Consider the following 21,149-nt stretch of genomic DNA (forward strand, 5'->3'; position numbering starts at 1 on the left):
TTTGCGGGTATGTTTCGAACCATTTGCGTGGCGGGCGGTCACGGTGGTGTGGGTCCCCGTGACGGCGGTGGCGGGACCCCGGGATATAGGGGCGTTCCGTCGGGGCCGTACTGGGGTGCGCCGTAGGGCGGCGCACCGGGGTAGGGCATGGGACCGGGCGCCGGGCCGCCCGGGTAGCGGATACTCGGCGGTTCGGGGACCGCCCGAGTCACCGGGAAGTAGTTGGCGTACCCGGGGAATCCGATGCCGGGATTGGGCCGCCAATCCAATCCGGTGCCGAAGCCGGTGTTGGCGATCAGCTGTCTCACCGGGAAGTTCTGGGCGACGTCGGGGAGCGAGCCGCACCCGGGCTTGCCTCCTTCCCCGCCCTTAGCAGCGTTGATGGGCAAGTTTTTCGGATACCGGTACGGGTCGTATCCCGGCAACAGCTCAGCGTCCATGATGAGAGACTTGCCGTTTCCGCCAAGCATGTCGGCATAGCCGGAGTCCAGAGTGGTCTTGGCGCCGACGATCAAGCAGGTGAGCTCGGGGTTGTACTTCATAAGCAAGTTCGTCGTGGGTTCCAGCAGGTTGACCGCAGTCACCAGGTTGTCTTTGCTGGCCCCTAGCAGGTCCACTCCGCTGCGCGACAGCCCCACTACGTTGAGCAGCAGCGCATCGAGTTGCTGGGCATGGCTGGTGACTGTCGCGCTGGTGGTGGTCGCGGCGGCCAGGGTGTCGATGATGTTCTTTGCCGCGGCGCTGTAGGTGTCGCTGACACCTTTAAGCGCGCGGAAGTCCTCGCGCAGAGTGTCTGTGCGCGGATTCAGCTGCAGCAGAACCTGATTGCTCGCGGTGATCGCTTCGCCGATCCTGTCGCCCTGTCCTCTCACGCCCTCGGCAAGCGCGCTGAGTACAGCATTCAGCTTGAACGGGTCGATCGCCTTGATCAGCTGCACCGCGTTTTGAAACACGGTGTTGACCTCGGTGGCGACGTTCAATGATCTCAGCACCGCTCCCGCGGACAGCCGCTGTGGGCTTGGGTTGGGTGGGTAGACGAGGTCGACGTACTTCGCCCCGAACAGGGATATCGATTGGATTCGCGCCTCGACGTTGGCCGGGATGTATTGAATCTGGGCAGGGTCAATGTCCAGCTGGATGCGGGTCGAGTCTCCGCCGCCGACAGAACTGACGCGGCCGACCTGCACCCCGCGCATCTTCACGCGGGAGTTGGGCTCCAGCACCAGACCGGAGCGGTCCGCTGTCAGAGTCACCGTCACGCTTGGGGTGAACGTCCTGTTGAACATGGTCAGACTTAGCACCACCGCCGCGACGATGCCCACGACGAGCAACATCGCCCACCATTCAGGGGAGATCCGACGAGCGCCCATACCGTCTGCCATATGCGTCACCCCGCGTAGTTGAAGTTGCCGGTCTGGCCGTAGAGAGCCAGGGTGACTAACAGAATCACCATTTGAGACGCGATCAGTGAGGTCCGGGTCGCGCGCCCGACCGCTTCGCCCACGCCCGCGGGCCCGCCGGTGGCGTTAAGTCCGTAGTACGTGTGGATCAACATGATCACCAGCACTTCGGCGACCGTGACGGCGAAGGAGAAGAACACAGCCTGCGGACTGAGAAAGGTGTCGAAGTAGTGGTCGAATACTCCGGGCCCTTGCCCGTAAAAAGCGGTGGTGATGACCCGTACCGAGAAGAACGACATCAACAAGGCCACGCAATACAGTGGAATGACCACGATCATGCCGGCGAGCAAACGGGTGGAGGCCAGATAGGCGATGGGCCGGATGCCCATCACCGCTAGCGCGTCGACCTCCTCGTTGATTTTCATTGCGCCCAGCTGCGCGGTGGTACCAGCACCGATCGTCGCGGCGAACGCGAAGGCGGAGCTGGCCGGGGTTACCAGCCGAACGTTGACGAAGGCAGAGGTGAAGCCCGCCAACGCTTCCACGCCGACTTGAGACATCTGGTTGTAGGCCTGACTTGCGAGGGCGCCGCTGGTCGATATGTTCAAGAAGGCAACGACCGCCACGGTGCCACCAACCACCGCTAAGGATCCCGCTCCGAGACCGATCGCGGCGATCTGGCGCAGCAATTCAGCCCGATAAATACCCACCGCCTGCACTATCGAGGCGACCGACTGCCCGTAGAAGTGAGCCTGATCGCCGAGATCTCTCCACTTGGCCCGCCACCGACTCAACGAGCGGGCGGTGCCGGGAAACCGCTGCCGAAAGACAACGCCGGCGCTCATTTCGTGACCTCGAACCCGACCGCAGTGACGATGGCATTGACGACGAACAGCAACAAGAAGGCAATGACAACGGTTTCGTTGACCGCGTTACCCACACCGGCCGCGCCTTTTTGCACCCGCAAGCCTTGGTAGCAGGCGATCAGACCTGCCACGAAACCGAACAGCGTGGCCTTGACGAGAGACACGAGGACATCGCTGAGACCGGTGAGCAGCGTCATACTGGCAACGAATGACCCGGGAGTCACGTGCTGGAAGTACACCGAGAACAAGAAAGCGCCCAAGAGACCAGTCACGGTCACGACAGATGACAGGAGCACCGCGACCGTCGTCGTCGCCAGCACCCTGGGGACGACAAGGGAATGGATCGGGTCAAGCCCCAGGACCCGCATCGCATCGACTTCCTCGCGGATGGTGCGCGACCCGAGATCGGCGCACATCGCCGAAGCGCCCGCACCCGCCACGACGAGAACGGTGACGAAGGGGCCGATCTGGTTGACCGCGCCCAAGGCTGCGCCGGTTCCTGAGAAGTCGGCGGCGCCGAATTCGCTGAGCAACGTGTTGAAGGTGAATGACGTGAGGACAACGAGGGGAATCGACAACGTCAGCGCGGGAACCACAGAAACCCGCGCCACGAACCATGTTTGGAAGAGGAACTCGCGCCATTGGAACGGTGGCTTGACCATCGCGACGAGCATGTCCAGCGTCATCGCGTAGAGCCCGCCAATAATGCTGAGTGGTTTCAGCGCTTTGACGTCAGCCGCTGTCGGGAAGGCTGCGACCGTGTTACGGAGGGAAAAGCGCTTCACTCGAAGACCCCATTACCGTGCTGAGGTGCGCCTCCGGGACCGTCGGCGTCGCCGCGGCCACGCCGACGCCAACAGCATCGCCAGAATGCGTCCATGACAGCCGGTACGGCGAGGCCGCATCGCCCCAAAACGTTCACGTCACTGCTCCCTGGCGCGACTCATCAGAGGTTTCAGCCGTCACGCAAATTGCTGGCCGCAGTGTGATGTCGAAACGAAGTCCGATGTCGTCGCGGGTCGTGATAAGGGCTTGCCGCTGCTCGGCGGGCAAGCGGCGCAGCAGGGAGTCTTTGGCGAGATGGCACCCCGGAAGGTAGGCGCGGGTGATCAGCCGATCGAGACCCCCCCGGGCTTCTACTGATACCGCTATGAACGGTGCTGATCCGTGCTCAGGTGCTTGAGGCGGCACCATTTTCACGCTGTATCGACCCTGCTGGTCGGTGATGACGCACGTCGGTCGAGCATTAATCCAGCCGTCGCTCCGAAGCAGTCCGGTCTTTTCCACCGCGTTGTTGTCGTCGCCCGCGGAAAGCCAGGTCTCGATCAAGGCGTCAGGAACTGGTCGACCATCTTCACCGGTGATCACCCCGTGAAACTGAATGGCCCCGGAGGCGCCGGCCCTCCGGTCCCAACGCCACCGCGAAGCAGCTGCCATCCTCAGTCTCCCCAGACGAGTCCGTCGACCTGACCTAGGAGGCGGAGTCCGGCGCCGAGCACCGCCATGTTCGCCATCGCCACCTTGACCGGGCCCACGAATTTGATCTTGCGCGTCGCGATGGCGTTCGCTACGCCGAGCTCGCCGTCCGCGACCCGGTGCCAGACGCTCGCGGTTGCAGTCAGAACGAAGTCAGGCTTTCGCCCTTCGATCTGCACCCCGCCGTAGACGGCCTCACCTTCGGTGATCGCCAACTGTGAGACCTGGTCGTTGGCGTCCTGAACTCGCCATTCGATGAGCATGCTCAACTCTTTGGCGCCCTGCCGGATCTCGGCCGAGTCGTTCCACAGGTCGCGGTACGCGCGTGCCCACTCGGGCGACATCAACGCAACGGCACTCATTATCTAATCCACTCCTTCGGTCGACGAGTCAAACGGGGTACACCAGATAGCGCGGCGGAGTGTTGTCCACCACCACGAATTTCTGCTGAAACAGCGCGGTTTCACCGTCGAAGACGACGACGTCTTCGCTGTAGCCGCTGACCAAGATCCCGGGCTCGCCGGAGGCGCCGGTGTAGGTGACGAGGACGTTGGACCGTACGTCCCAGCGGTCTTCGCCGAGCTCACGCATCGCCACACGCTGCTGAAAGTGGCGGGTGTCGTAGGGTTCAACCGTGCCCGCCCAGACCTCCTGGATCATCTTCACGCGGTCGGCCAGCCGTTCTCGGCAATCGTCCATCATGTACGCCAGCGGCAGCCCCTCACGGACGTTCTCCATCGCGCGCACCTCGTAGGCACATTCCGGCGCGAACAGGGCAAGCCACGCGGTGAAGTCTTGATCGTCGACTGCGCGGGCGTAGGCTGCCAGCAGTTCGTCCACCAGGTACGCGGCACGTGCCCGCCGATCTTCGACGCTCGATGTCAGCAAAACTCCATCACCTCCTGGTAGTGCGCCCACCAGCCGGTATTGGCGACCTCGTCGTTCTGCGACGACTCCGACAATGGTCGGCCGACGCCGGCGACAAAGCGCTGATAGCCGCCGTCACGCGCGGTCGCCTGCACGCGGTTGTAGACGGCGGCGTCCTCGATACTGATGAAGCCGCTCGGCCCCAGCAGGTTTGACGACTGGCGGACTCGGTGGCGTGCGAAGTCCTCGGTGTCACTGGCATGGCCGAAGAACGTGTATCGCACCTCGGTTCGATCAACCCCCAGCGGGCGGGCGTACCGGATGTTGATTGTGTCGACGTGACGCACGATCCCGGTAACCGGCCGTAACGCAATCACGCGGGCTCGGCTGTCATCCCCCATCCGCGTGACCACACTCGGGTCAGCCAGGAAACCGTTGTCCACGTAGGGTTGCGCATCGTACAGAATCGACATGTGCCCATAGGGCTTGCTGACCAAGACGTTTCCGCTGCCGCCCTGCCAGTTGAGCAGTTTGAATGCGCTGTGCAGCAGCGGCGCGTGATAGGGATCGTTGTCGATGTAGGTTTTCCAATTACTCTGAAACACCACCGTCTGGTAGCCCAGCAACGTCAAGTTCCCGTCATCGACCATGCAGTCGCGCAACGGATCCGCGCTATCGCCGAGATAATCGTCGAACGGCGGCGGCTGCTCAGCCATGCTGACGAAGATCAAACCCCACGCCTCGACTGCGTGCAGCTCCCGGAGGCCGTAGTCCTCCTCGCGAAAGTCCGGGCGAAACTGCATGCGGCGGGGCGCGCCGGCGAAACGGCCGTCATTGTTGAAGAGCCACCGGTGATACGGACACTCGAATCGCTCCGCCACCCCGCACCGGCGCTGTTCCAGTAGCGTTCCCCGATGGGCGCAGGAGTTGACGAACACGCGGATGCGGTCATCGCCGTCTCGCACCATCAGCAGCGGCACGTCGGCCAGCCATCTCGTCCGGAAGGCGTTGCGCTCGGCCAGCTCGGCCCGGTGCGCGATCGGATGCCAGTAGGGGCCATAGAAGATGCGGGTGAGCTCTTCCCGGTAGACGTCGGGGTCGCTGAACACCTCTTTGGGGATGTCCGCGGCAGAGGTGAACCGTTTCCGGATCGCCGGCTGTATGTGGTCGAACTCCAGCGTCGGTCCAAGCTTCACTGCGCTGTTCCCTTCTTCGGCGTCGCGATGTGGGTGATCGCGCCCAGGCCGTCGGCCAGGCACTTCCAGGTGTGGCCCTCGTCTTCCGACACGTAAAGCCCACCCGCCGTGGTGCCGTGGTACAGCAGCAGCTCGCCGCCTTCAGTGAGCTCGCCTTCCAGCGCCCAGACCATGTCGAACAGGCCGCGGTCGTCCTCGCTATCCAGCCGTACCCAGGAGGCGCCACCGTCGTTGCTGCGGAAGAATCCCACGTCGGCGCCGCGGCGTCGGCGCAGTTTGGACGGCGACAAGAAATAGACGTTGCCGTTGATCACGCCCATCACCAGCCGGCGCACTGCAGCCCACTTCGGTGGGATGCCGTCGGCGGCGGCGAGGAACACCACGTCGGGGTCGGCGGGATGCACCACGATCGCGTCTTCGGTGTAGTTGCGCTCGCCAAGTCCGTTGTTGGACTGCACCCAGCTCGATCCGCGGTCGGTGCTGCGGTAAATGCCCTTGCCGCCGCGGTAAGGCTTGGTGTCTTGGCCGGTGGTGACGATGAGCCGGTCGGGAGCTTCCGGGTGCAGGACCACGCGGTGGATGTCGTGACCGAGGCCATCGATCTCCTCCCACGTCTGTCCCCGGTCCCGGGTGATCAGGAGGGATCCAACTTCAATGCCGACGTAGACGACGTCAGCTTCTAGTGGGTGCACGGCGATGGTACGGACGTGCGCGATTCCCGGGCGGATGGGGAAGCTCCACCTTTTCGCTTCGGGTACGCCGAGGACGTTTCCACACTCGGCCCAGATCCCGTCTTGCCACCGCAGCAAGTGCGCTGGTTCTGTTCCGGCGTAGAGCGCGTTGGGCGTGTGCGGATCGAACGCCAGCGCGCGCACGTCGCGGTGGGCGAGGCCATCGCCGAGGTCAGTCCAGTGGTCTGCGCCCGCGGTGGCCAGAAACACGCCGTGCTTGTGGACGGCGACGGCGACGCGCTCGTCCTGGACAGCCATGGCCATGACCTGCCCCGGCAACTCGGGCCAGGCCCGGGCCTTGCCGTCGCCGGACACGGTGAATACACCGCGGCTTGTCGCGGCGACGACCATCAAGCCTCCCTCACTCACGGCTTCACCAGCACCTTGACCAGACCCTCCCGGCCCTCCAATAGCCCGCCCAATCCCTCCTTGACGGCGCGGTCCAGCGGGACTCGAGCGGTGATTTGCGGCGCGAGCGCGAGTTTTCCGTCGGCGATCAGGGCGAGAACGGCCGGGAAATCGTCGAACATGTCGTAACCGAAAACCATCCGGAGCTGAATCTCCTTGAGCAGATGGCGGTTGACATCGAGCGAGGCCGCGCCGGCCCACGACGACATCTCCATGAAACGGCCCTGTTTGCGGAGGCAGTCCAGGCCCTGTGTGAACGCCTCCGCGCTGCCCGCCACATGGAAGACCACGTCCACCCCTACGCCGCGGGTCTCCTCCAGGATGCACGCGGTGGTCCCGGGGTCATGCGGATCGAGCACCAACGTGGCGCCGAGGTCGCGCGCCAGGCTGGCCCGCACGCCGCTTGGCTCTGTGACGTAGATTCGCGCAGCTCCGGCTGCGCGTGCGCACTGGATCACGGTGAGCCCGAGTGCCCCGGCGCCGAGGACCATCACCGTTTCGCCGAGGAGCAGTTTCGCTCGCCGCACCGCGTGGAACGCCACCGCCGTCGGCTCGGTCAGCGCCGCCACCTCGAGGTCCACCACGTCCGGCACTCGGACCGCGAGCCGAGATGGCACTGCGACGTAGTTCGCCAAGCCCCCGTTTCGGGTGAAGCCGATCCACCCTGGGCGCTGGCACAAGTGATAGAGCGCCCGGTGGCAATAGTGGCAGCTCCCGCAGAAGTCCATCGGAATCACCGCGGCGCCCTCGCCAATGCGGGATTGGTCGATGCCCGCTCCAACCTCAACGATCCGGCCCGAGATTTCGTGGCCGAGCACCACTGGCGGCTGCGAGAAGGTAGGCCCCGCGACAAACTCGTGGAGGTCAGTTCCACACAGTCCGGTCGCCGCCACCTCGATGATGACCTCACCGGCCTGCGGCGCCGGGTCTGGCACCGATGTCAGCCCGACGTCGTTGTTGCCGTTCAGAACGATCGCTTCCATCTCAGCCCGCGGCGCTTTCGTGGGTCCGGCGACGATTCCAATGGTTAGGGACCATGCTCATACCGCCTCGAACGCCCGGAAAGTGACGCCGGCGGTCATGCCTCCGTCGACCGGCAGCACGGCACCAGTGATGTAGGACGCCTCGGGCGAGGCAAGAAACACAGCCGGTGCAGCGATCTCGTCTGGTCCTGCGAAACGCTGCATCGCGCAGAGGTCAACCATCATCGAGGCGTGTTCGGGGTGCTCGGCCAGGAACCGTTCGATCCTCGGCGTACGGGTGCCCCCAGGGGCGATCGCGTTCACGCGGATGTTGTCGCGAGCGAAGTCGAGGGCCATGTTTTTCGTGAGCAGCACGACCCCGCCTTTGCTCGCGCTGTAGGCGGAGCACCTGTTCTCGGCCAGAATCCCGGCCGTCGATGCGACGTTAACGATCGATCCGCCGCCACGCTGGCGTAGCAAGGGGATTACGGGTTTGGACATCTGAAAGACACTGCCGAGGTTCATGTCGATCTGGCTGCGCCACTGCTCCTCGCTGATCTCCTCAACATTGCGGGCCAGGCTCCCGCCGACGACGTTGAACAGTGAGTCGAGCCGCCCGAACTCGGTCATTGTCCGTTCGACGACACCGTTGGCGACCTCGCGGAGGCAAACGTCGCCGGCGACGCCGCAAACTGCCGCGCCGGACTCGGCCAATTCGGCCACGGCGGCATCGAGACCCTCGCCGTCGGTGTCGGCCATGACACAGCACCCACCTTCGCGGCACCACCGCATGGCGATCGCCTTACCGATCCCCGCCGCGGCGGCGGTGACGATCGCGACCCGGCGGTCCCCCGCCGTCACGGCACTCACGCGGCGCCGATCGTTGGACGGGCGCATTTCGCGCACAGCCTGGGTAACAGGTTCATCAAGCACGCCCACCGAATGCGGCAGGTTGGCCCATGTATTCCAGCCATCTCCCCCAAAACCGCCGCTGGTTCTGCTCTGCGTACCCGCTCGGGAGAGCCTCTCCCGGCCCTGGCCAGTCGGTGAGCGGAGTCAAGTCCATGCCCATCTCGTAGTTCAGCAGGCCTGCACCGGCGAACGGACCCTGGACAGATTCGGTGATGGCCTTCCATGCCTCGGCGTCGTCCTGTTCGAAAACACCGCCCGGGCCGAAGTTGTTGACGTAGGACGCCTGGGACGCATCGCGCAGCCATTCCGGAGCGTCGCGTTCGACCAGGAACCAGGAGAGGATCTCCATCCGATCATGAGAGAGCGGATGCCACACCCGGAACGTGATGAAGGGGGTTGGGGGCGACATATGGTCCGGCGCGATGGTCACGTTGATGAACGACAAATTCGGGAACACGGTGCCGTGAATAAAGGCCGAGCGTCGCATCATGTCCTTGTGTGCCGGCGACGGATAGGACGCCGCCATCTGGTCGACGACTTCGTCGGGGTATCCCTCGTACTCGGGAAAATCGGCGAGCGTGGGCGGAAAGCCGAGTACGCCGACGCCGTGGCCGTTCTGCAGCGAGATCTCCGCTGGTGCGCTCGCGAAGTTCGGGTCACCGGGCGCCATTCCCAGCTCGACCATGGAGCGGTGAGCAAAGAGGGTGTGGTAGGAGTCGCCGACAAAATTGTCGGCGGCTGTCTTCCAGTTCGCCGACATCACCCATCGATGCGGTGCCCCTATCACCTCCAAACCGCCCGCCGTCTTCTTCGCAATGAGGTCGAGGTAGAACGTCGTGTCGCCGAGGTAGTCGGTCAGACTGGGCGCTTTAGGATCGACGCTGCCGAAGATGAATCCGGCGTACGAGTCGACATGGGGGATGTGACGTAATCCCCACTGCGACTTGTCGAAGCCGCCGGGATAGGCCTCCCTCATCGCCGGCACACCGACGAGCTCGCCGGTGTTGCTGTACACCCAGCCGTGGTACGGGCACTGGAAATGCGCGGTGTTTCCCATCTCCGCCCGGCACACGAGCGCACCACGGTGTCGACAAGAATTGGACAGCGCCTGGATCCGGCCGGAGCTGTCCCGGCAAACGATCACCGAATCGGCCCCGATGTGCCGCACGACGAAGTCGCCGGACTTGGTCAACTCCGACTCATGTCCGAGGAACACCCACGCTCGTCCGAAGATCCGCTCCATCTCGATCGTGTGCAGCGCAGGATCGCTGACGACGCGGGCCGGTAAGCGCCCGACCTTGAGCCCGTCCGCTACGTCGCGCAACGCGAGCCGCAGGTAGGGATCGGTCGCGTCAGCTGTTCCGGTTGTTTCGGTGGTCATATGGTCGGGCCCTTTCTGGAATTGGCGATATCCACGAGGAGGTGGTGAGGGGAGCTGGCCCTACAGGAATACCGACAGGTTGTCGATGGGCAACGTCGAGTGGTCGAGCAACACCTCGCGCCGAGCCAGCCGCAGCGAATCGTCGGTCCGGCGCAACACGTCGACGCGTTCGGCCGAGAGCAACTCCCAGCGGCCGCTATCTCCGCGGCTGCGAAAGAACAACAGGTTCGAGCGCACGGTCAACTCATCAGTCCCCGGTCCGGCAGTCGTGCGGATGTTGGACACGAAGTGCCGGGTCCGCGACCGAGGTGACTCGGCCCACGAGAAGTCCGTCTCGCCGCGAAGAACCCGCATCTCCAAACCCGTGTAGTCGTCGTTCCAGTGCGCGATCGCGCCCACCCAACCCGCGGAGTCCTCCCTCGTGGTGCGCACCGGAACCACATACCGGATGTCGGGGTCGAGCAGACCCAACCATTCCCGGAACTGCCCCCCATCGAGTAGCTCCGCCTCCCGGAACATGAACGCCTCGACAGCCTCACGGGTATCCCGATCGACCCCGACCGCATTCATCACACCGAACTCCTCGATCAACCCGTCAACACTCACTCTCTATTCTGCTGAACAGATGCGTCCTCCGCTGTAGAGAATGCTAGATACGTCACACCGGCCCGTCAAGACGCCATGTCGGAATGAACCACGACCAAAACGGCTCCCACAGCAAGCCCCACGGCGCTCCCCGAACCAGCCCCACGGCACACGTCATTGACGGCCAGCGAACCTGCAGACGACAACCGGATGTATCGCCCGGTCGTCGCCTTGCCCGGCGGCTTGACAGCGGCGGCGGCCCTTGCAATGTGCGCACTGTCGGTGAGAGCGCTGCCGGCGTTTTCCTCGTCAACGCGCGGCAGCACACGCACGTCTATTGGCCGGTCCCTACGTTATGAGGGTCGAATCGCCGCGATTAGAGGGCTGGAATGGATCATTAATGGCGGCAGCCTGCTAAAGCACGCGCCGCTCATGCCTCCGCACCTTCGGCGGAGTTATCCCTATGCATCGATACCGCCGCGTCGTCGTCGCGGATCTACGCCCGTGACGTTTATGTGTCGGTCAGGCTCCCGGCCGGACTCAGGACAGCGGAGGGCCTGGCGGCCCGATGCGACGGCTGATTGTTTGTAATTCGGTGTAGGAATCCAGGCTGGCTGGAGAGAATTCGCGTCCCAAGCCGCTTGCTTTCGCCCCACCGAAGGGTGCGCGGGGGTCGAGGGAGGTGAAGGTGTGGCTGTTGATGAAGACGGAGCCGGTGTCGAACCGACGGCCAAGCAGGAACGCCCGCTCTTCATCTGACGTCCAGATCGAGGCGGCAAGCCCGTATTGCGATTGATTCACGAGCCGGATCACGTCGTCCAGTTCGTCGTATTTCAGCACGGGCACTACCGGGCCGAACTGTTCCTCTTCGACGATTGCGAGGCGGGGATCAGCCGCAGTGACCACGCTGGGCATCATGAAGTGGCCGTGGTCCCAGGCCGCCGAATCGAGCCGCTGCCCGAGGGTGGTGACGGTCGCGCCGCTCGAGCGCGCGTCGTCCACGATCTTCTCGACGAGGTTCTTCTGCTGAGCGTTGTTCAGCGGCCCCATGGTGACTCGGGGGTCGTCGCCGGGCCCGACGACGATTTCATCCACGGCGGCTGAGAACGCTTCCACGAAGCGGTCGTGGATGCGGGTCGGCACGTAGATACGTTTGAGACCGAAGCACACCTGGCCGGTGGTCGCGAACGCGCCTTTTACGATCTGCCGCATAGTCTCGGGCGAGAGGTCGACGTCGTCGAGGAGGATCGCAGGGTCGTTTCCGCCCAGCTCGAGCGTCACCCGCTTGATGTCGCGCGCGGCCGCGGCCATAACTTTGCGCCCGGTATCGATGCCGCCGGTGAAACCAATCTTGCGAATTCTCGGGTGAGCGACGAGTGCTTCTCCGACCGCGTCGCCTCCGGTGACCATGTTGAGCACGCCCGGAGGAAAGTGCTGTTGAAGGGCTCGGATGACTTCAGCGAGAACCAACGGGGAGTTTGCCGCCGGCTTTAACACGACTGTGTTGCCGGCGACGAGCGCGGGCGCCAGCTTCATGAATGCCAGGACCACCGGGAAGTTCCACGGCGTGATGGCGGCCACCGGCCCGATTGGGCGGCGGCGGATGAGGGTCGTGCCCCCGGTGTCGCGAATCTGTTGGTCTGCCAGGATTTCAGCCGAAATGCCTGCGGTGTAGCCGCAAATGCCCGACGCGAATTCGAGGTCGACGTGCGACTCTTCGAGGATCTTTCCGTTCTCCCGGCTCAGGATCGGCGCATATTCCTCGATCATGTCGTGGATCGTGCCTGCGGCGGCAAGTAGTGCTCCCTGGCGTTCTTCCAGGGGCCGCGACGACCATTCTGGGAACGCCATTGAGGCCGCTGCAACCGCTTCGTCGACCTGCCCGGGTGCGGCGTCTGGGACCGAACCGAGCAGTACTCGGATATCAGCCGGGCTGACGACGTCGATCGTCCGGTCGGATGTTTCCTCACGTCCGTTGATGATGAGGTTTGCGTTGATCATGCCGAAGTCCTAACTTTCCTGCGGGGAACGGTTGATTTGTGGGAGCCATGTCTGGGTCATCGGAGGATCGCCCGGCGACCGCCAGATAAGTGCCGAATCCGGCGCCGGCCGCATCGGGCGACCATCATCGCCTGACCCCGCAGCCTGGACCTTGCCGAAGCCGAACACGTCCCGGCTTGCGCTACTCCGAAGGACATCAAGTTTTATTTTCGTCGGGCGGAGAGTCGCCGCTGCCGTCGAGGGGCTCTACGCCCGGGAGGAAGGGGTCCGGGATCACTAGTGCGTGGCTGACAACGATCGCGTCCACGTGGCAATCGATTGCGCACAACCGACAGGAATGACAGTCGTTGGGGTAGATGATCTTGGCTCGCCACTTGGTCGTGGCCCACGGTTCGTCGCCCTCCACCAGCCGGATCACCCCGGTTGGGCAGCTGTCGATGCAGACGTTGCACCCGTCGCACGTTGTCTCGTCGATGCTTTCGATCACTGAACCGCCGCCTCCTCGCGGTAGCCTTGCGGCACGGTATATGGACTTGGATGGCGGCCGGGCGGGGCCTGCACCGGCCACGACTATTCGCCGGACTGCGCGGCGTATCGCGCGCTGCGACTTTCGGCGCGCGCGCGCCCGCCGCCGCAGTGCCGCGAATCCCGTGCCTACCCGAATGCCGGATCACACACAGGCCGGACCTGGCATCGGAGCGATCTCCGCCTGCCCCAGACACTCCGCGACCCCGCAGTCGAGAACTGACGCGCTACACGCCGTGCCATACCCGGCCGCGTACAGGCCGGGCACTGTGGTGGCTCCGTCCAAGTCGATCGTGGGACCGCTGGTGCTGCTCGTGCCGAGCACGATGAACGGGGTCACCTCCAGCAGGTCAGTGGAGGGATCGACCTCAAACTCGGTAAAGGCGCGCCGCACCGTCGGAGACACTTCATACAGCACCTCTAGATCCGCCTGTGGTACGTGACGCAAGTCGAGATAGCACGGCCCTCGGCCCTCCACCATCTCGGTCATGATCGCGCGCGCGATGGTGAACAGCCCGCCCTTATCCCCCCAGATCGGGTCATAGCGGTCCATGAAGTACTCGCCCGCCACGTTGCAGAACTTGCCACCGATCCCCTGAATCTTGGCTTGACCCGGTGTGAAGAATGAACGATTGAAGTAACTCCAGGCGGCGAACTGGCCGAACTCCATGCCGGCGAACTCGGCACCCACTCGCCACGCCGCCACATGCCCCTCGCCGCTGCAATGGTCGGCGAACGCGTAATGCAGCTTGGGATACCAGGGGCCGGTGTTGAGGATGACGCTGCCCGCCGTAAAGACATGACACTGGCCAGTGACAACGTTTACCCCCACCGCACCACACACCGCACCAGCGGTGGGCCGGCACCCGTCGGTGGTCAGCAGATCGATCACATCGACTCGCTCGAACAGACGCACCCCCGCCGCCTTCATCCTCTCCTTGAGGATTTCCATACACACGCGACCATCCACACCCAGCGTGGTGCCAAGGTTATGGCCGCGGACCGTCACATACTTCAGCGACCCATCCTTATGGGTGGAATAGGGCACACCCCACCCGATCTGCTCGTTAACCCTGTCATAGGCCTCGGCTATGTACTGCTGCACCCAATCCTGATCGGCCAAATAATTGCTGCCCACTACGAACTCGCGCGCCCACTCTGTCATCTCCTCACCCTGCACCCGGTGATCAGGGGCGTATTGGCTGTGGACATACGTCATCGGCCCTGCCCGAGACACCACCGCCTTCTCCACCAGAATCACCGACGACCCCAACTCGGCGGCCCGTAGTGCTGCCCGCACTCCGCCAATTCCCCCACCCACCACCAAGACGTCGCATTCTTGGACCGACACATCCAGGTCACTGCCCATAACGTCAGTCACGCCTTCACCAACATCTCGATCACGTCCGTCTCGGTTGTTTCGGTGGTCATATGGTCGGGCCCTTTCTGGAATTGGCGATATCCACGAGGAGGTGGTGAGGGGAGCTGGCCCTACAGGAATACCGACAGGTTGTCGATGGGCAACGTCGAGTGGTCGAGCAACACCTCGCGCCGAGCCAGCCGCAGCGAATCGTCGGTCCGGCGCAACACGTCGACGCGTTCGGCCGAGAGCAACTCCCAGCGGCCGCTATCTCCGCGGCTGCGAAAGAACAACAGGTTCGAGCGCACGGTCAACTCATCAGTCCCCGGTCCGGCAGTCGTGCGGATGTTGGACACGAAGTGCCGGGTCCGCGACCGAGGTGACTCGGCCCACGAGAAGTCCGTCTCGCCGCGAAGAACCCGCATCTCCAAACCCGTGTAGTCGTCGTTCCAGTGCGCGATCGCGCCCACCCAACCCGCGGAGTCCTCCCTCGTGGTGCGCACCGGAACCACATACCGGATGTCGGGGTCGAGCAGACCCAACCATTCCCGGAACTGCCCCCCATCGAGTAGCTCCGCCTCCCGGAACATGAACGCCTCGACAGCCTCACGGGTATCCCGATCGACCCCGACCGCATTCATCACACCGAACTCCTCGATCAACCCGTCAACACTCACTCTCTATTCTGCTGAACAGATGCGTCCTCCGCTGTAGAGAATGCTAGATACGTCACACCGGCCCGTCAAGACGCCATGTCGGAATGAACCACGACCAAAACGGCGCGGAGCTAACGACGATGCTGCACAACCGATCTGGACGCGAGCTCACGTGGCGGCTCCAGCCGATGCGCGATACCCGGGCGCCTGACGCGTCACCTTATGTCGGCGAGATCACGCTAAATCCTGACGAATCAGGCATTTACGACGCGCTCGGCAGGCTGCGGCAGTTCAAGCAAGATCGAGACCGGGACGTGTTGATCTCGTTGACCGACTTGCCTTTGCGCCGGGGCCGCCAGCCGGTCACGGCGGAGGTTTTGGCGATGTCGTCGTGCTGCCGGTGCCCTGCTGGGAGCTTTCGGCCGCGGGGCTCGGGAACAGAAAGCGCTCGCGGCGGTCGCTGCCGCTACTGTCCGCGGCGAAGCCGACAAACACCCCGGTTGCGGGCGTTAGCCGGCTTCTCTCCCCGGATCGCCCGGGTCGGCAGGCGATGATGATTGTCGCACCTATGGGTTCGGACATCTCCGAGTGATCGCCGGCGTGGTCCCTGGCAGACCGCCCGTGGCGCTTGTGACTTGTGACATGCTCGCTGCGGCCACGGCGGCGAAAACGCTTGTTACGCCGAACATCTGGGTGCTCGGCGACGCGTTGGGTCGGGTGCGACTTCCTATCCTGACGCTGCTCTCGATCACAATCCTGACTGGCTGACCCATCATCGTGCACGGGCTCTGGAGAAGCCCACCAGGTCGGTGGCCGCGAGCAGGCGGCATTGTTCAACCTCGCCACCGTCGCAGTGCTCGGCTTGGCAGTCCTTCCCGAAGTTCAGCCGGTGCTGAGTGGGCTGGCGACGTTGGCTACAGACCTAGACGCCTAGGTGGCGGGCGTGGTCAGCAGGTCGCCCTGAAGGTTCTTTCCCGGCGTCGACGACGAGGCGGGGGTGCCGTTCGCCGCGGCAGGCGGCAGCCCAGCGGCTTCCCTTGACCGGTGGTAGCGCTCCGCAAGTCCTGCCCAGCGTTCACCGTAGCGGTGCGCGGAGTCGACGACGGTCTGCGGTATGTGAACGAAGGGCGGCCGAGCAGCCCCAGCACGCCCATAGCCCGCAGTGTCGATTGCGATCTTCCACCAGGCGGACTGCATGGCTTGGAATTCCTCCATAGTCAAGCCCAGCGTTCGAAATGGCGCCTGCATCTGGTCGGCGATGGTCGCGGCCTCTGCCCAGTCGCCACGCTGGCATGCATCGCGCAGCGAAAGCGCGGGCCAGGGACCCATGCATACGTCGATGCTCCACGCTCCGGCAGCACCGAACATCATTGCGGGGTACATCAATTGGTCCAAGACGAGGACCGACATCTTGTCCTTGACCGCTTTGATGGCGCCGATCACATTGAAGATGTCCATCGAGGTCTGCTTGAGCGCAACGATATTGCGAATCTGGGCCAGCTCCCTGAATGCACCGGGCGGCAATGTGATGCGGAACGCGTGCGGGTTCTGGTAGATCATGATCGCCAGCTCCGGAACGGCCTCGGCGAGGTCTTTGTAGTACTGGACCGCGTTCTCGGCAGTCTGCGGCAAATACATCGGCGGTCCGCTCATGATGCCGTCCGCCCCGAGGTCGGCGATGACGCGGGCGCGTCGGATCGAGTCGCGCGTGTTGAGCGTGCTGGCACCAACGAACACCGGAACCCGGGCGTTTACCGTCTCCACGACCGCGGTGATGAGCGTGCGGTATTCGTCGTCGGAAAGGGTGTGCGACTCGCCGGCGCTGCCGGTCGTGACGATGCCGTCGACACCATCACGCACCAGTCGATCCACCAGAGACGCGAGCGCATCGGTGTCGATCGTGTCGACCGCGTTGACATCGGCGGCGTCCGGCGTCGAGCAGGCTGGCACGAATCCCCACAGCCCCTTCATGTCGCTGGGAACGAGTTCGCTGCTACGTGTTGTCATGAGCCGTGTCCAATCTGGTTTGAGGATCTTCGGAATGGGTTTTATTGGCGGTATGGTCGCGCGAGACCGCCCAGGGTGGGACTTGAGTCGATGGTCGGTGCCGATGCATACCCGTTCGTGGAATCCCGTCCCTCGGGCGAAGTCAACTTAGGCGCCGCGATCCGTGCTAGTAGTCGATGTCTAAGCCGCTCTCGAGTTCAGCGAGCCGATCCTGGGCTTTTCCGATCGACATCATCTTCATCATGTTGCCGACAGCTTTCATCTGCCCGGTCATGGCCGCAGTCTGGCCGTTGAGCGCTCCCCGAGACAGCTCGACGTTCGTTTCGTAGCTGAGCTCGGCCTCAACGTCGGGCGTGCGCGGTGGCGACCCGATACCCACGATGAGTGACCCGTCAGAGAAATGCATGTAGTAGTCATCGCTGGCCGGGCTCTGCGACACGGATACGCGCAGCACCACGTCATGTCCCGTCGCTGCAATGCGGAACTTCTCGTCAGAATTCGCAGCGTCGGTCACCGCAGTCGCCCAGTCGTCGGTCAGGAACTGGATCGCCATTTCACCTCCATATGATCGTTTTTCGCCGTCTCGTCTGTCGAGCCGTTCATGTTGTTGCGGCTTCGAGTGCTCCTGGTGGTGTTTGGGCGACCATCTGGTGGCCCCACACACTGGGTCGGTCGTACTGGGCGACGGTCCAGGTTTCCTCGTCGACGGTGGCCCCATCCCAGCCGTACTCGAGATCAAAACCGCTCGGTGTTCGGACGTAGAACGACACCATCCGATCGTTGACATGGCGCCCCAACGTCATGCTCAGCGGAATGTTGCGCGACATGCACAGGTCATAAGCCATCCCCACATCATCAAAACTTTGCACCTCGACCATCACGTGATGCAGCCCCCGCACACCAGGCATCGGAGTCAACGCGATGCTGTGATGGCGCGGGTTGCAGTGGTAGAACCACAGATCGATGAAGGTGTAAATCTCATCACTCTTCTTAAACCCCAACACCCCCCGCAAAAACCGGTCGGCCTGCGCGAGGTCCGGCGTCGCCAGCACCACATGACCCAACCCCTGCGCCCCGGTGACGAACCCCGATATCGCACGACCGGGCCGGAAGGAACCCGGCACCACCTTCTGACCGTAAAACAACTCATGACGCAACCCCGAAGGATCCGACAGCGTCAAAAAGCCCAACACACCGCGGGCCGCGCAGTCCTCCTCGGTTCCCACCTCAAACCCGATGCCCTGCCGATGCAACAACTCCCCAGCAGCCTCAACCGCCTCCTCGCTGCCCACATCCCACCCCGCATACAACATCCGGTTGCGCTCCCCGTGATGCACAGCCAACCGGTGGTCCGCGTCATCGATCCGCAACAGAACCGACCCACAGGCCGCCTCCACCGCCTCCATCCCCAAAACCTCCGGACCGAACTCCAACCACTCCTTCGCATCCGGAGACTCCACACCCACATAACCCAACGCCTTCACCAACATGTGCTGTCCTCGGGCGATTCAGTGGTTCGAGACGGTAAGTGACGCATAGCGCTGCTGGAGTGCGGCCCAGTTCTTGCCGGCCTCGCGCCCTCCAGCCAAGTAGGACTCCGGCACTTCGGTGTACGGCGGCCGGGTGGGCCCGGTGCGCATAAAACCGGCTGCTTGGAATTGGGCGTTGTCGATCTGGATGCTGTATTTGAGGAATTCGGCGAAGTTGCCGCCCGGGTAGAGCGTCTCGAGAGCGGCCTCGAGTTCGTCGGTGAGCGTTTGACAGTCGTCCCAGCGGCGGGCTCGGATTAAGTCGCGCAAGTGGGTTACCGGCGCAGGGCCGCAGGCCACATTGCCCGACCAACAGGCGGTGACCTCCTCTGGGAATAGCCGGGCAAAGTAGTACCAGTCGGTCTCAAGCGGCAGTAGCCGCACACGACCGCCGACGGCGCGGAGGTCGGAGAGGAAGGCGGAGCCACTGAGCAGTCCGAGATGCTTGGCAGCGACAACCTGCGGTATCTGGCTAAGCGCCTCGTATGCGGGGGTCCCGATCTTTCCCTTGAAGGCGCCTGGGTTGTCGTAGACAACCATTGCCAGGTTCGGCAATGCCTCGGCCACATCGCGATAGAAACGCACAATCCCGGCGTCGTCGAGGGGCAGCCACATCGGACGACCGACGAACAAACCGTCGGCACCGAGCTCGCCGAGCCGACGACCTCGAGTGATCGTATCGCGGGTGTTGAGCGTCGTCGCTCCAGCGAAAACCGGGATTCGCCCCGCGACGGCATCGACGACGGTGGCGACGAAGCTTTGCAACTCGTCCCATGTCAGCGAAGCACACTCGCCGAAGGTGCCTGTGGTCATAAGCACGTCGACCCCGCCGCGGACCATCGAGTCGGCAAGCGTCGCCGCCTCGTCGAGGTCCACGGAGAATGTTGTGTCGGGCTGGTCGGCCGTCGGGATGGAGGGCGTAGGAATGATGCCGACGACCCCGGTGATGTCATCAACGGTCAACTTCGTGTCAGGCACAGGCATTGCCTTTCTGGTGAAACGTCAGCGGGCTCGGAGGTTGGCGGGTACTGGGGGAAACGGGTGCGCCCCCAATGACAGCTCGGGCTCTTCGTAGTAGAGATTGAGCGCCTTGAGTGTGGGGATGTCGTTGACCGAGAACAGCACGGCATCTTCTGTCGACCGGTTGACGAAGTGATGGGTGCTCCAGTTAGGCACCGCGAAACTGTCGTGGGGCCCCCAGTCAAGCTCCACGTCGTCGACGACCGTCGTCCCTTCGCCACGCACGACGAAATACACGGCACTCGACGTGTGGCGATGGGCGTCGGTCCGCTGGCCGGGCCGCAGCAATTGCACCCAGCAATCGAGCGTTGGCATGGTCGATCCGCCTGTGACGGGGTTGGCATACCGCAGGACGACGCCGTCGTAGGGACTGCCCGCAAGGCCCGCCATCCGCTGGAGCTGCCGCTCGACGTCGCGCCAGGGATAGCGGAATGGAAAGTTCGCCGTCTTGACCTGCTCCCACGCAGGGCGGAGTAGGCCCCCGCGGTCGGCGAGATGCTCTCCAGGCTCTTCGCGTTGAGGTTGGCGCTTCTCGCCGTAGGACTCATAGAAGGGAACATTGAGCCCGAGCACCAATCCGATATCGAGCACGTCGAGCCAAACGACGTTCTCCGAAGTGGCATTCTCGTGGTCGTGCCACGTCCAGCGAGGGGTTAAGACGAGGTCGTAGTCCTCCATTTGGCACGGCTCGCCGTCCACCACAGTAATCAGGCCGGGGCCGCCTTGAATAGCGAACCGCAGCGCTGCCATGGTGTGGCGGTGCGCATAGGCAATCTCGCCGGGCTTGAGCATCTGCATGCCCATGTTCATGGTGTGCGTGGTTCCCCGGGCATCCGGATTGATGAACGAGAGATTGCGTCGCGCCGTCAAACTTTCGGGCATCACGTCGCACGACTTCAGAAGCTTCGCGTGAACATCGTGCCATCGCCACAGAAAGGGAACACCGGCGGGCTTGGGGCCGCCGACGACGCTTTCCAGCATTTCGTCGTATATCCATTGCCCACGTAAGTTGGCAGCCTCGAGCTCGACGTCGAATTCGCGGAGCTCTGAACTCTCGGCGGTGGACATTGGCTACCTTCTCTGGTTGGCAGAATGACACTCTGTCAATTAGAGATTATCGGCACCCGCCGGTCGCGTCAATAGCGCACGGGCAGCACTGAGCTGACCTCTTGGGTCAGTACCCCTAACGGGGCGAAAGGTCGAGTTATGCAGCACGCTAGACGAATTCGACTCCGCCGCCATCCAGGTCATCCGGTGCCGCAATTCG

General features: G+C 63.6%; 21 protein-coding genes. All 21 read right to left on the reverse strand.

The genetic code is table 11. The features are described 5' to 3' along the window. Nucleotides 1–38: 38 nt before the first annotated feature. The 21 genes from G6N36_RS15915 to G6N36_RS16015 all read right to left on the reverse strand — a co-directional run bounded on the left by G6N36_RS15915 (nucleotide 39) and on the right by G6N36_RS16015 (nucleotide 20,950). Nucleotides 39–1,382: an MCE family protein gene (locus G6N36_RS15915; protein WP_083129057.1), complete on the reverse strand. Its 1,344-nt coding sequence runs from the start codon at nucleotides 1,380–1,382 to the stop codon at nucleotides 39–41. A 5-nt stretch (nucleotides 1,383–1,387) separates the two neighbouring features. After that, nucleotides 1,388–2,245, reverse strand: a complete 858-nt coding sequence (locus tag G6N36_RS15920) for an ABC transporter permease (RefSeq protein ID WP_163687411.1) — start codon at nucleotides 2,243–2,245, stop codon at nucleotides 1,388–1,390. Then, on the reverse strand, nucleotides 2,242–3,051 hold the full coding sequence (locus tag G6N36_RS15925) for an MlaE family ABC transporter permease (protein ID WP_083129055.1): 810 nt from the start codon (nucleotides 3,049–3,051) through the stop codon (nucleotides 2,242–2,244). The genes G6N36_RS15920 and G6N36_RS15925 overlap by 4 nt, the downstream gene beginning before the upstream one ends. Nucleotides 3,052–3,184: 133 nt before the next feature. Beyond that, nucleotides 3,185–3,703 (reverse strand): peptidase associated/transthyretin-like domain-containing protein, encoded by a 519-nt coding sequence (locus G6N36_RS15930; RefSeq protein WP_083129054.1) that lies wholly within the window; start codon nucleotides 3,701–3,703, stop codon nucleotides 3,185–3,187. A 2-nt stretch (nucleotides 3,704–3,705) separates the two neighbouring features. Next, the gene (locus tag G6N36_RS15935; RefSeq protein WP_163687414.1) at nucleotides 3,706–4,104 is read right to left on the reverse strand and encodes an SCP2 sterol-binding domain-containing protein; all 399 of its coding nucleotides are present in this window, start codon (nucleotides 4,102–4,104) and stop codon (nucleotides 3,706–3,708) included. Nucleotides 4,105–4,132: 28 nt separating this feature from the next. Continuing rightward, the gene (locus tag G6N36_RS15940) at nucleotides 4,133–4,630 is read right to left on the reverse strand and encodes an aromatic-ring-hydroxylating dioxygenase subunit beta (RefSeq protein ID WP_069416746.1); all 498 of its coding nucleotides are present in this window, start codon (nucleotides 4,628–4,630) and stop codon (nucleotides 4,133–4,135) included. Then, nucleotides 4,624–5,805 (reverse strand): aromatic ring-hydroxylating oxygenase subunit alpha, encoded by a 1,182-nt coding sequence (locus tag G6N36_RS15945; protein WP_163687417.1) that lies wholly within the window; start codon nucleotides 5,803–5,805, stop codon nucleotides 4,624–4,626. The genes G6N36_RS15940 and G6N36_RS15945 overlap by 7 nt, the downstream gene beginning before the upstream one ends. Then, complete coding sequence (locus G6N36_RS15950; RefSeq protein ID WP_233151270.1) at nucleotides 5,802–6,905, reverse strand: beta propeller repeat protein; 1,104 nt, start codon at nucleotides 6,903–6,905, stop codon at nucleotides 5,802–5,804. Before G6N36_RS15950 ends, G6N36_RS15945 begins: the two co-directional genes overlap by 4 nt. Beyond that, nucleotides 6,902–7,927 (reverse strand): 2,3-butanediol dehydrogenase, encoded by a 1,026-nt coding sequence (locus G6N36_RS15955; protein WP_163687419.1) that lies wholly within the window; start codon nucleotides 7,925–7,927, stop codon nucleotides 6,902–6,904. Before G6N36_RS15955 ends, G6N36_RS15950 begins: the two co-directional genes overlap by 4 nt. A gap of 57 nt (nucleotides 7,928–7,984) precedes the next feature. Next, complete coding sequence (locus G6N36_RS15960) at nucleotides 7,985–8,767, reverse strand: SDR family NAD(P)-dependent oxidoreductase (protein ID WP_179964942.1); 783 nt, start codon at nucleotides 8,765–8,767, stop codon at nucleotides 7,985–7,987. A gap of 64 nt (nucleotides 8,768–8,831) precedes the next feature. Next, nucleotides 8,832–10,199, reverse strand: a complete 1,368-nt coding sequence (locus tag G6N36_RS15965; RefSeq protein ID WP_083129047.1) for an aromatic ring-hydroxylating dioxygenase subunit alpha — start codon at nucleotides 10,197–10,199, stop codon at nucleotides 8,832–8,834. Between the two features lie 60 nt (nucleotides 10,200–10,259). Further along, the gene (locus tag G6N36_RS15970) at nucleotides 10,260–10,769 is read right to left on the reverse strand and encodes an aromatic-ring-hydroxylating dioxygenase subunit beta (protein ID WP_083129082.1); all 510 of its coding nucleotides are present in this window, start codon (nucleotides 10,767–10,769) and stop codon (nucleotides 10,260–10,262) included. A 555-nt stretch (nucleotides 10,770–11,324) separates the two neighbouring features. Further along, nucleotides 11,325–12,785, reverse strand: a complete 1,461-nt coding sequence (locus tag G6N36_RS15975) for an aldehyde dehydrogenase family protein (protein WP_163687421.1) — start codon at nucleotides 12,783–12,785, stop codon at nucleotides 11,325–11,327. A gap of 196 nt (nucleotides 12,786–12,981) precedes the next feature. After that, a complete protein-coding gene (locus G6N36_RS15980) occupies nucleotides 12,982–13,353 on the reverse strand; it encodes a 4Fe-4S dicluster domain-containing protein (RefSeq protein WP_308205963.1) in 372 nt (123 codons plus the stop codon). 102 nt (nucleotides 13,354–13,455) lie between these two features. After that, a complete protein-coding gene (locus G6N36_RS15985; RefSeq protein ID WP_235690078.1) occupies nucleotides 13,456–14,679 on the reverse strand; it encodes an FAD-binding protein in 1,224 nt (407 codons plus the stop codon). A gap of 122 nt (nucleotides 14,680–14,801) precedes the next feature. Then, complete coding sequence (locus G6N36_RS15990) at nucleotides 14,802–15,311, reverse strand: aromatic-ring-hydroxylating dioxygenase subunit beta (protein WP_083129082.1); 510 nt, start codon at nucleotides 15,309–15,311, stop codon at nucleotides 14,802–14,804. 945 nt (nucleotides 15,312–16,256) lie between these two features. Then, nucleotides 16,257–17,333 carry a dihydrodipicolinate synthase family protein gene (locus G6N36_RS15995; RefSeq protein WP_083129042.1) on the reverse strand — a complete coding sequence of 359 codons (1,077 nt, stop codon included), beginning with the start codon at nucleotides 17,331–17,333 and terminating at the stop codon, nucleotides 16,257–16,259. Nucleotides 17,334–17,499: 166 nt separating this feature from the next. Next, nucleotides 17,500–17,886, reverse strand: coding sequence for an SCP2 sterol-binding domain-containing protein (locus G6N36_RS16000; protein ID WP_163687425.1), 387 nt, complete (start codon nucleotides 17,884–17,886; stop codon nucleotides 17,500–17,502). Between the two features lie 46 nt (nucleotides 17,887–17,932). Further along, on the reverse strand, nucleotides 17,933–18,823 hold the full coding sequence (locus G6N36_RS16005) for a VOC family protein (protein WP_163687428.1): 891 nt from the start codon (nucleotides 18,821–18,823) through the stop codon (nucleotides 17,933–17,935). A gap of 18 nt (nucleotides 18,824–18,841) precedes the next feature. After that, nucleotides 18,842–19,738: a dihydrodipicolinate synthase family protein gene (locus G6N36_RS16010; RefSeq protein ID WP_235690079.1), complete on the reverse strand. Its 897-nt coding sequence runs from the start codon at nucleotides 19,736–19,738 to the stop codon at nucleotides 18,842–18,844. A gap of 126 nt (nucleotides 19,739–19,864) precedes the next feature. Then, nucleotides 19,865–20,950: a cupin domain-containing protein gene (locus tag G6N36_RS16015; protein WP_083128712.1), complete on the reverse strand. Its 1,086-nt coding sequence runs from the start codon at nucleotides 20,948–20,950 to the stop codon at nucleotides 19,865–19,867. Between the last annotated feature and the right edge of the window lie 199 nt (nucleotides 20,951–21,149).

This window comes from Mycolicibacterium gadium (genome assembly GCF_010728925.1).
Classification (GTDB): Bacteria; Actinomycetota; Actinomycetes; order Mycobacteriales; family Mycobacteriaceae; genus Mycobacterium; species Mycobacterium gadium.

What these genes read in the sequence shown, in the direction of transcription:
- G6N36_RS16005 (WP_163687428.1), bottom strand. Translation starts at nt 18,823, where the DNA reads ATGTTGGTGAAGGCGTTGGGTTATGTGGGTGTGGAGTCTCCGGATGCG.
- G6N36_RS15995 (WP_083129042.1), bottom strand. Translation starts at nt 17,333, where the DNA reads ATGACAACACGTAGCAGCGAACTCGTTCCCAGCGACATGAAGGGGCTG.
- G6N36_RS15975 (WP_163687421.1), bottom strand. Translation starts at nt 12,785, where the DNA reads ATGATCAACGCAAACCTCATCATCAACGGACGTGAGGAAACATCCGAC.
- G6N36_RS16015 (WP_083128712.1), bottom strand. Translation starts at nt 20,950, where the DNA reads ATGTCCACCGCCGAGAGTTCAGAGCTCCGCGAATTCGACGTCGAGCTC.
- G6N36_RS15930 (WP_083129054.1), bottom strand. Translation starts at nt 3,703, where the DNA reads ATGGCAGCTGCTTCGCGGTGGCGTTGGGACCGGAGGGCCGGCGCCTCC.
- G6N36_RS16000 (WP_163687425.1), bottom strand. Translation starts at nt 17,886, where the DNA reads ATGGCGATCCAGTTCCTGACCGACGACTGGGCGACTGCGGTGACCGAC.
- G6N36_RS15985 (WP_235690078.1), bottom strand. Translation starts at nt 14,679, where the DNA reads ATGGGCAGTGACCTGGATGTGTCGGTCCAAGAATGCGACGTCTTGGTG.
- G6N36_RS15915 (WP_083129057.1), bottom strand. Translation starts at nt 1,382, where the DNA reads ATGGCAGACGGTATGGGCGCTCGTCGGATCTCCCCTGAATGGTGGGCG.
- G6N36_RS15920 (WP_163687411.1), bottom strand. Translation starts at nt 2,245, where the DNA reads ATGAGCGCCGGCGTTGTCTTTCGGCAGCGGTTTCCCGGCACCGCCCGC.
- G6N36_RS15970 (WP_083129082.1), bottom strand. Translation starts at nt 10,769, where the DNA reads ATGAATGCGGTCGGGGTCGATCGGGATACCCGTGAGGCTGTCGAGGCG.
- G6N36_RS15965 (WP_083129047.1), bottom strand. Translation starts at nt 10,199, where the DNA reads ATGACCACCGAAACAACCGGAACAGCTGACGCGACCGATCCCTACCTG.
- G6N36_RS15955 (WP_163687419.1), bottom strand. Translation starts at nt 7,927, where the DNA reads ATGGAAGCGATCGTTCTGAACGGCAACAACGACGTCGGGCTGACATCG.
- G6N36_RS15935 (WP_163687414.1), bottom strand. Translation starts at nt 4,104, where the DNA reads ATGAGTGCCGTTGCGTTGATGTCGCCCGAGTGGGCACGCGCGTACCGC.
- G6N36_RS15990 (WP_083129082.1), bottom strand. Translation starts at nt 15,311, where the DNA reads ATGAATGCGGTCGGGGTCGATCGGGATACCCGTGAGGCTGTCGAGGCG.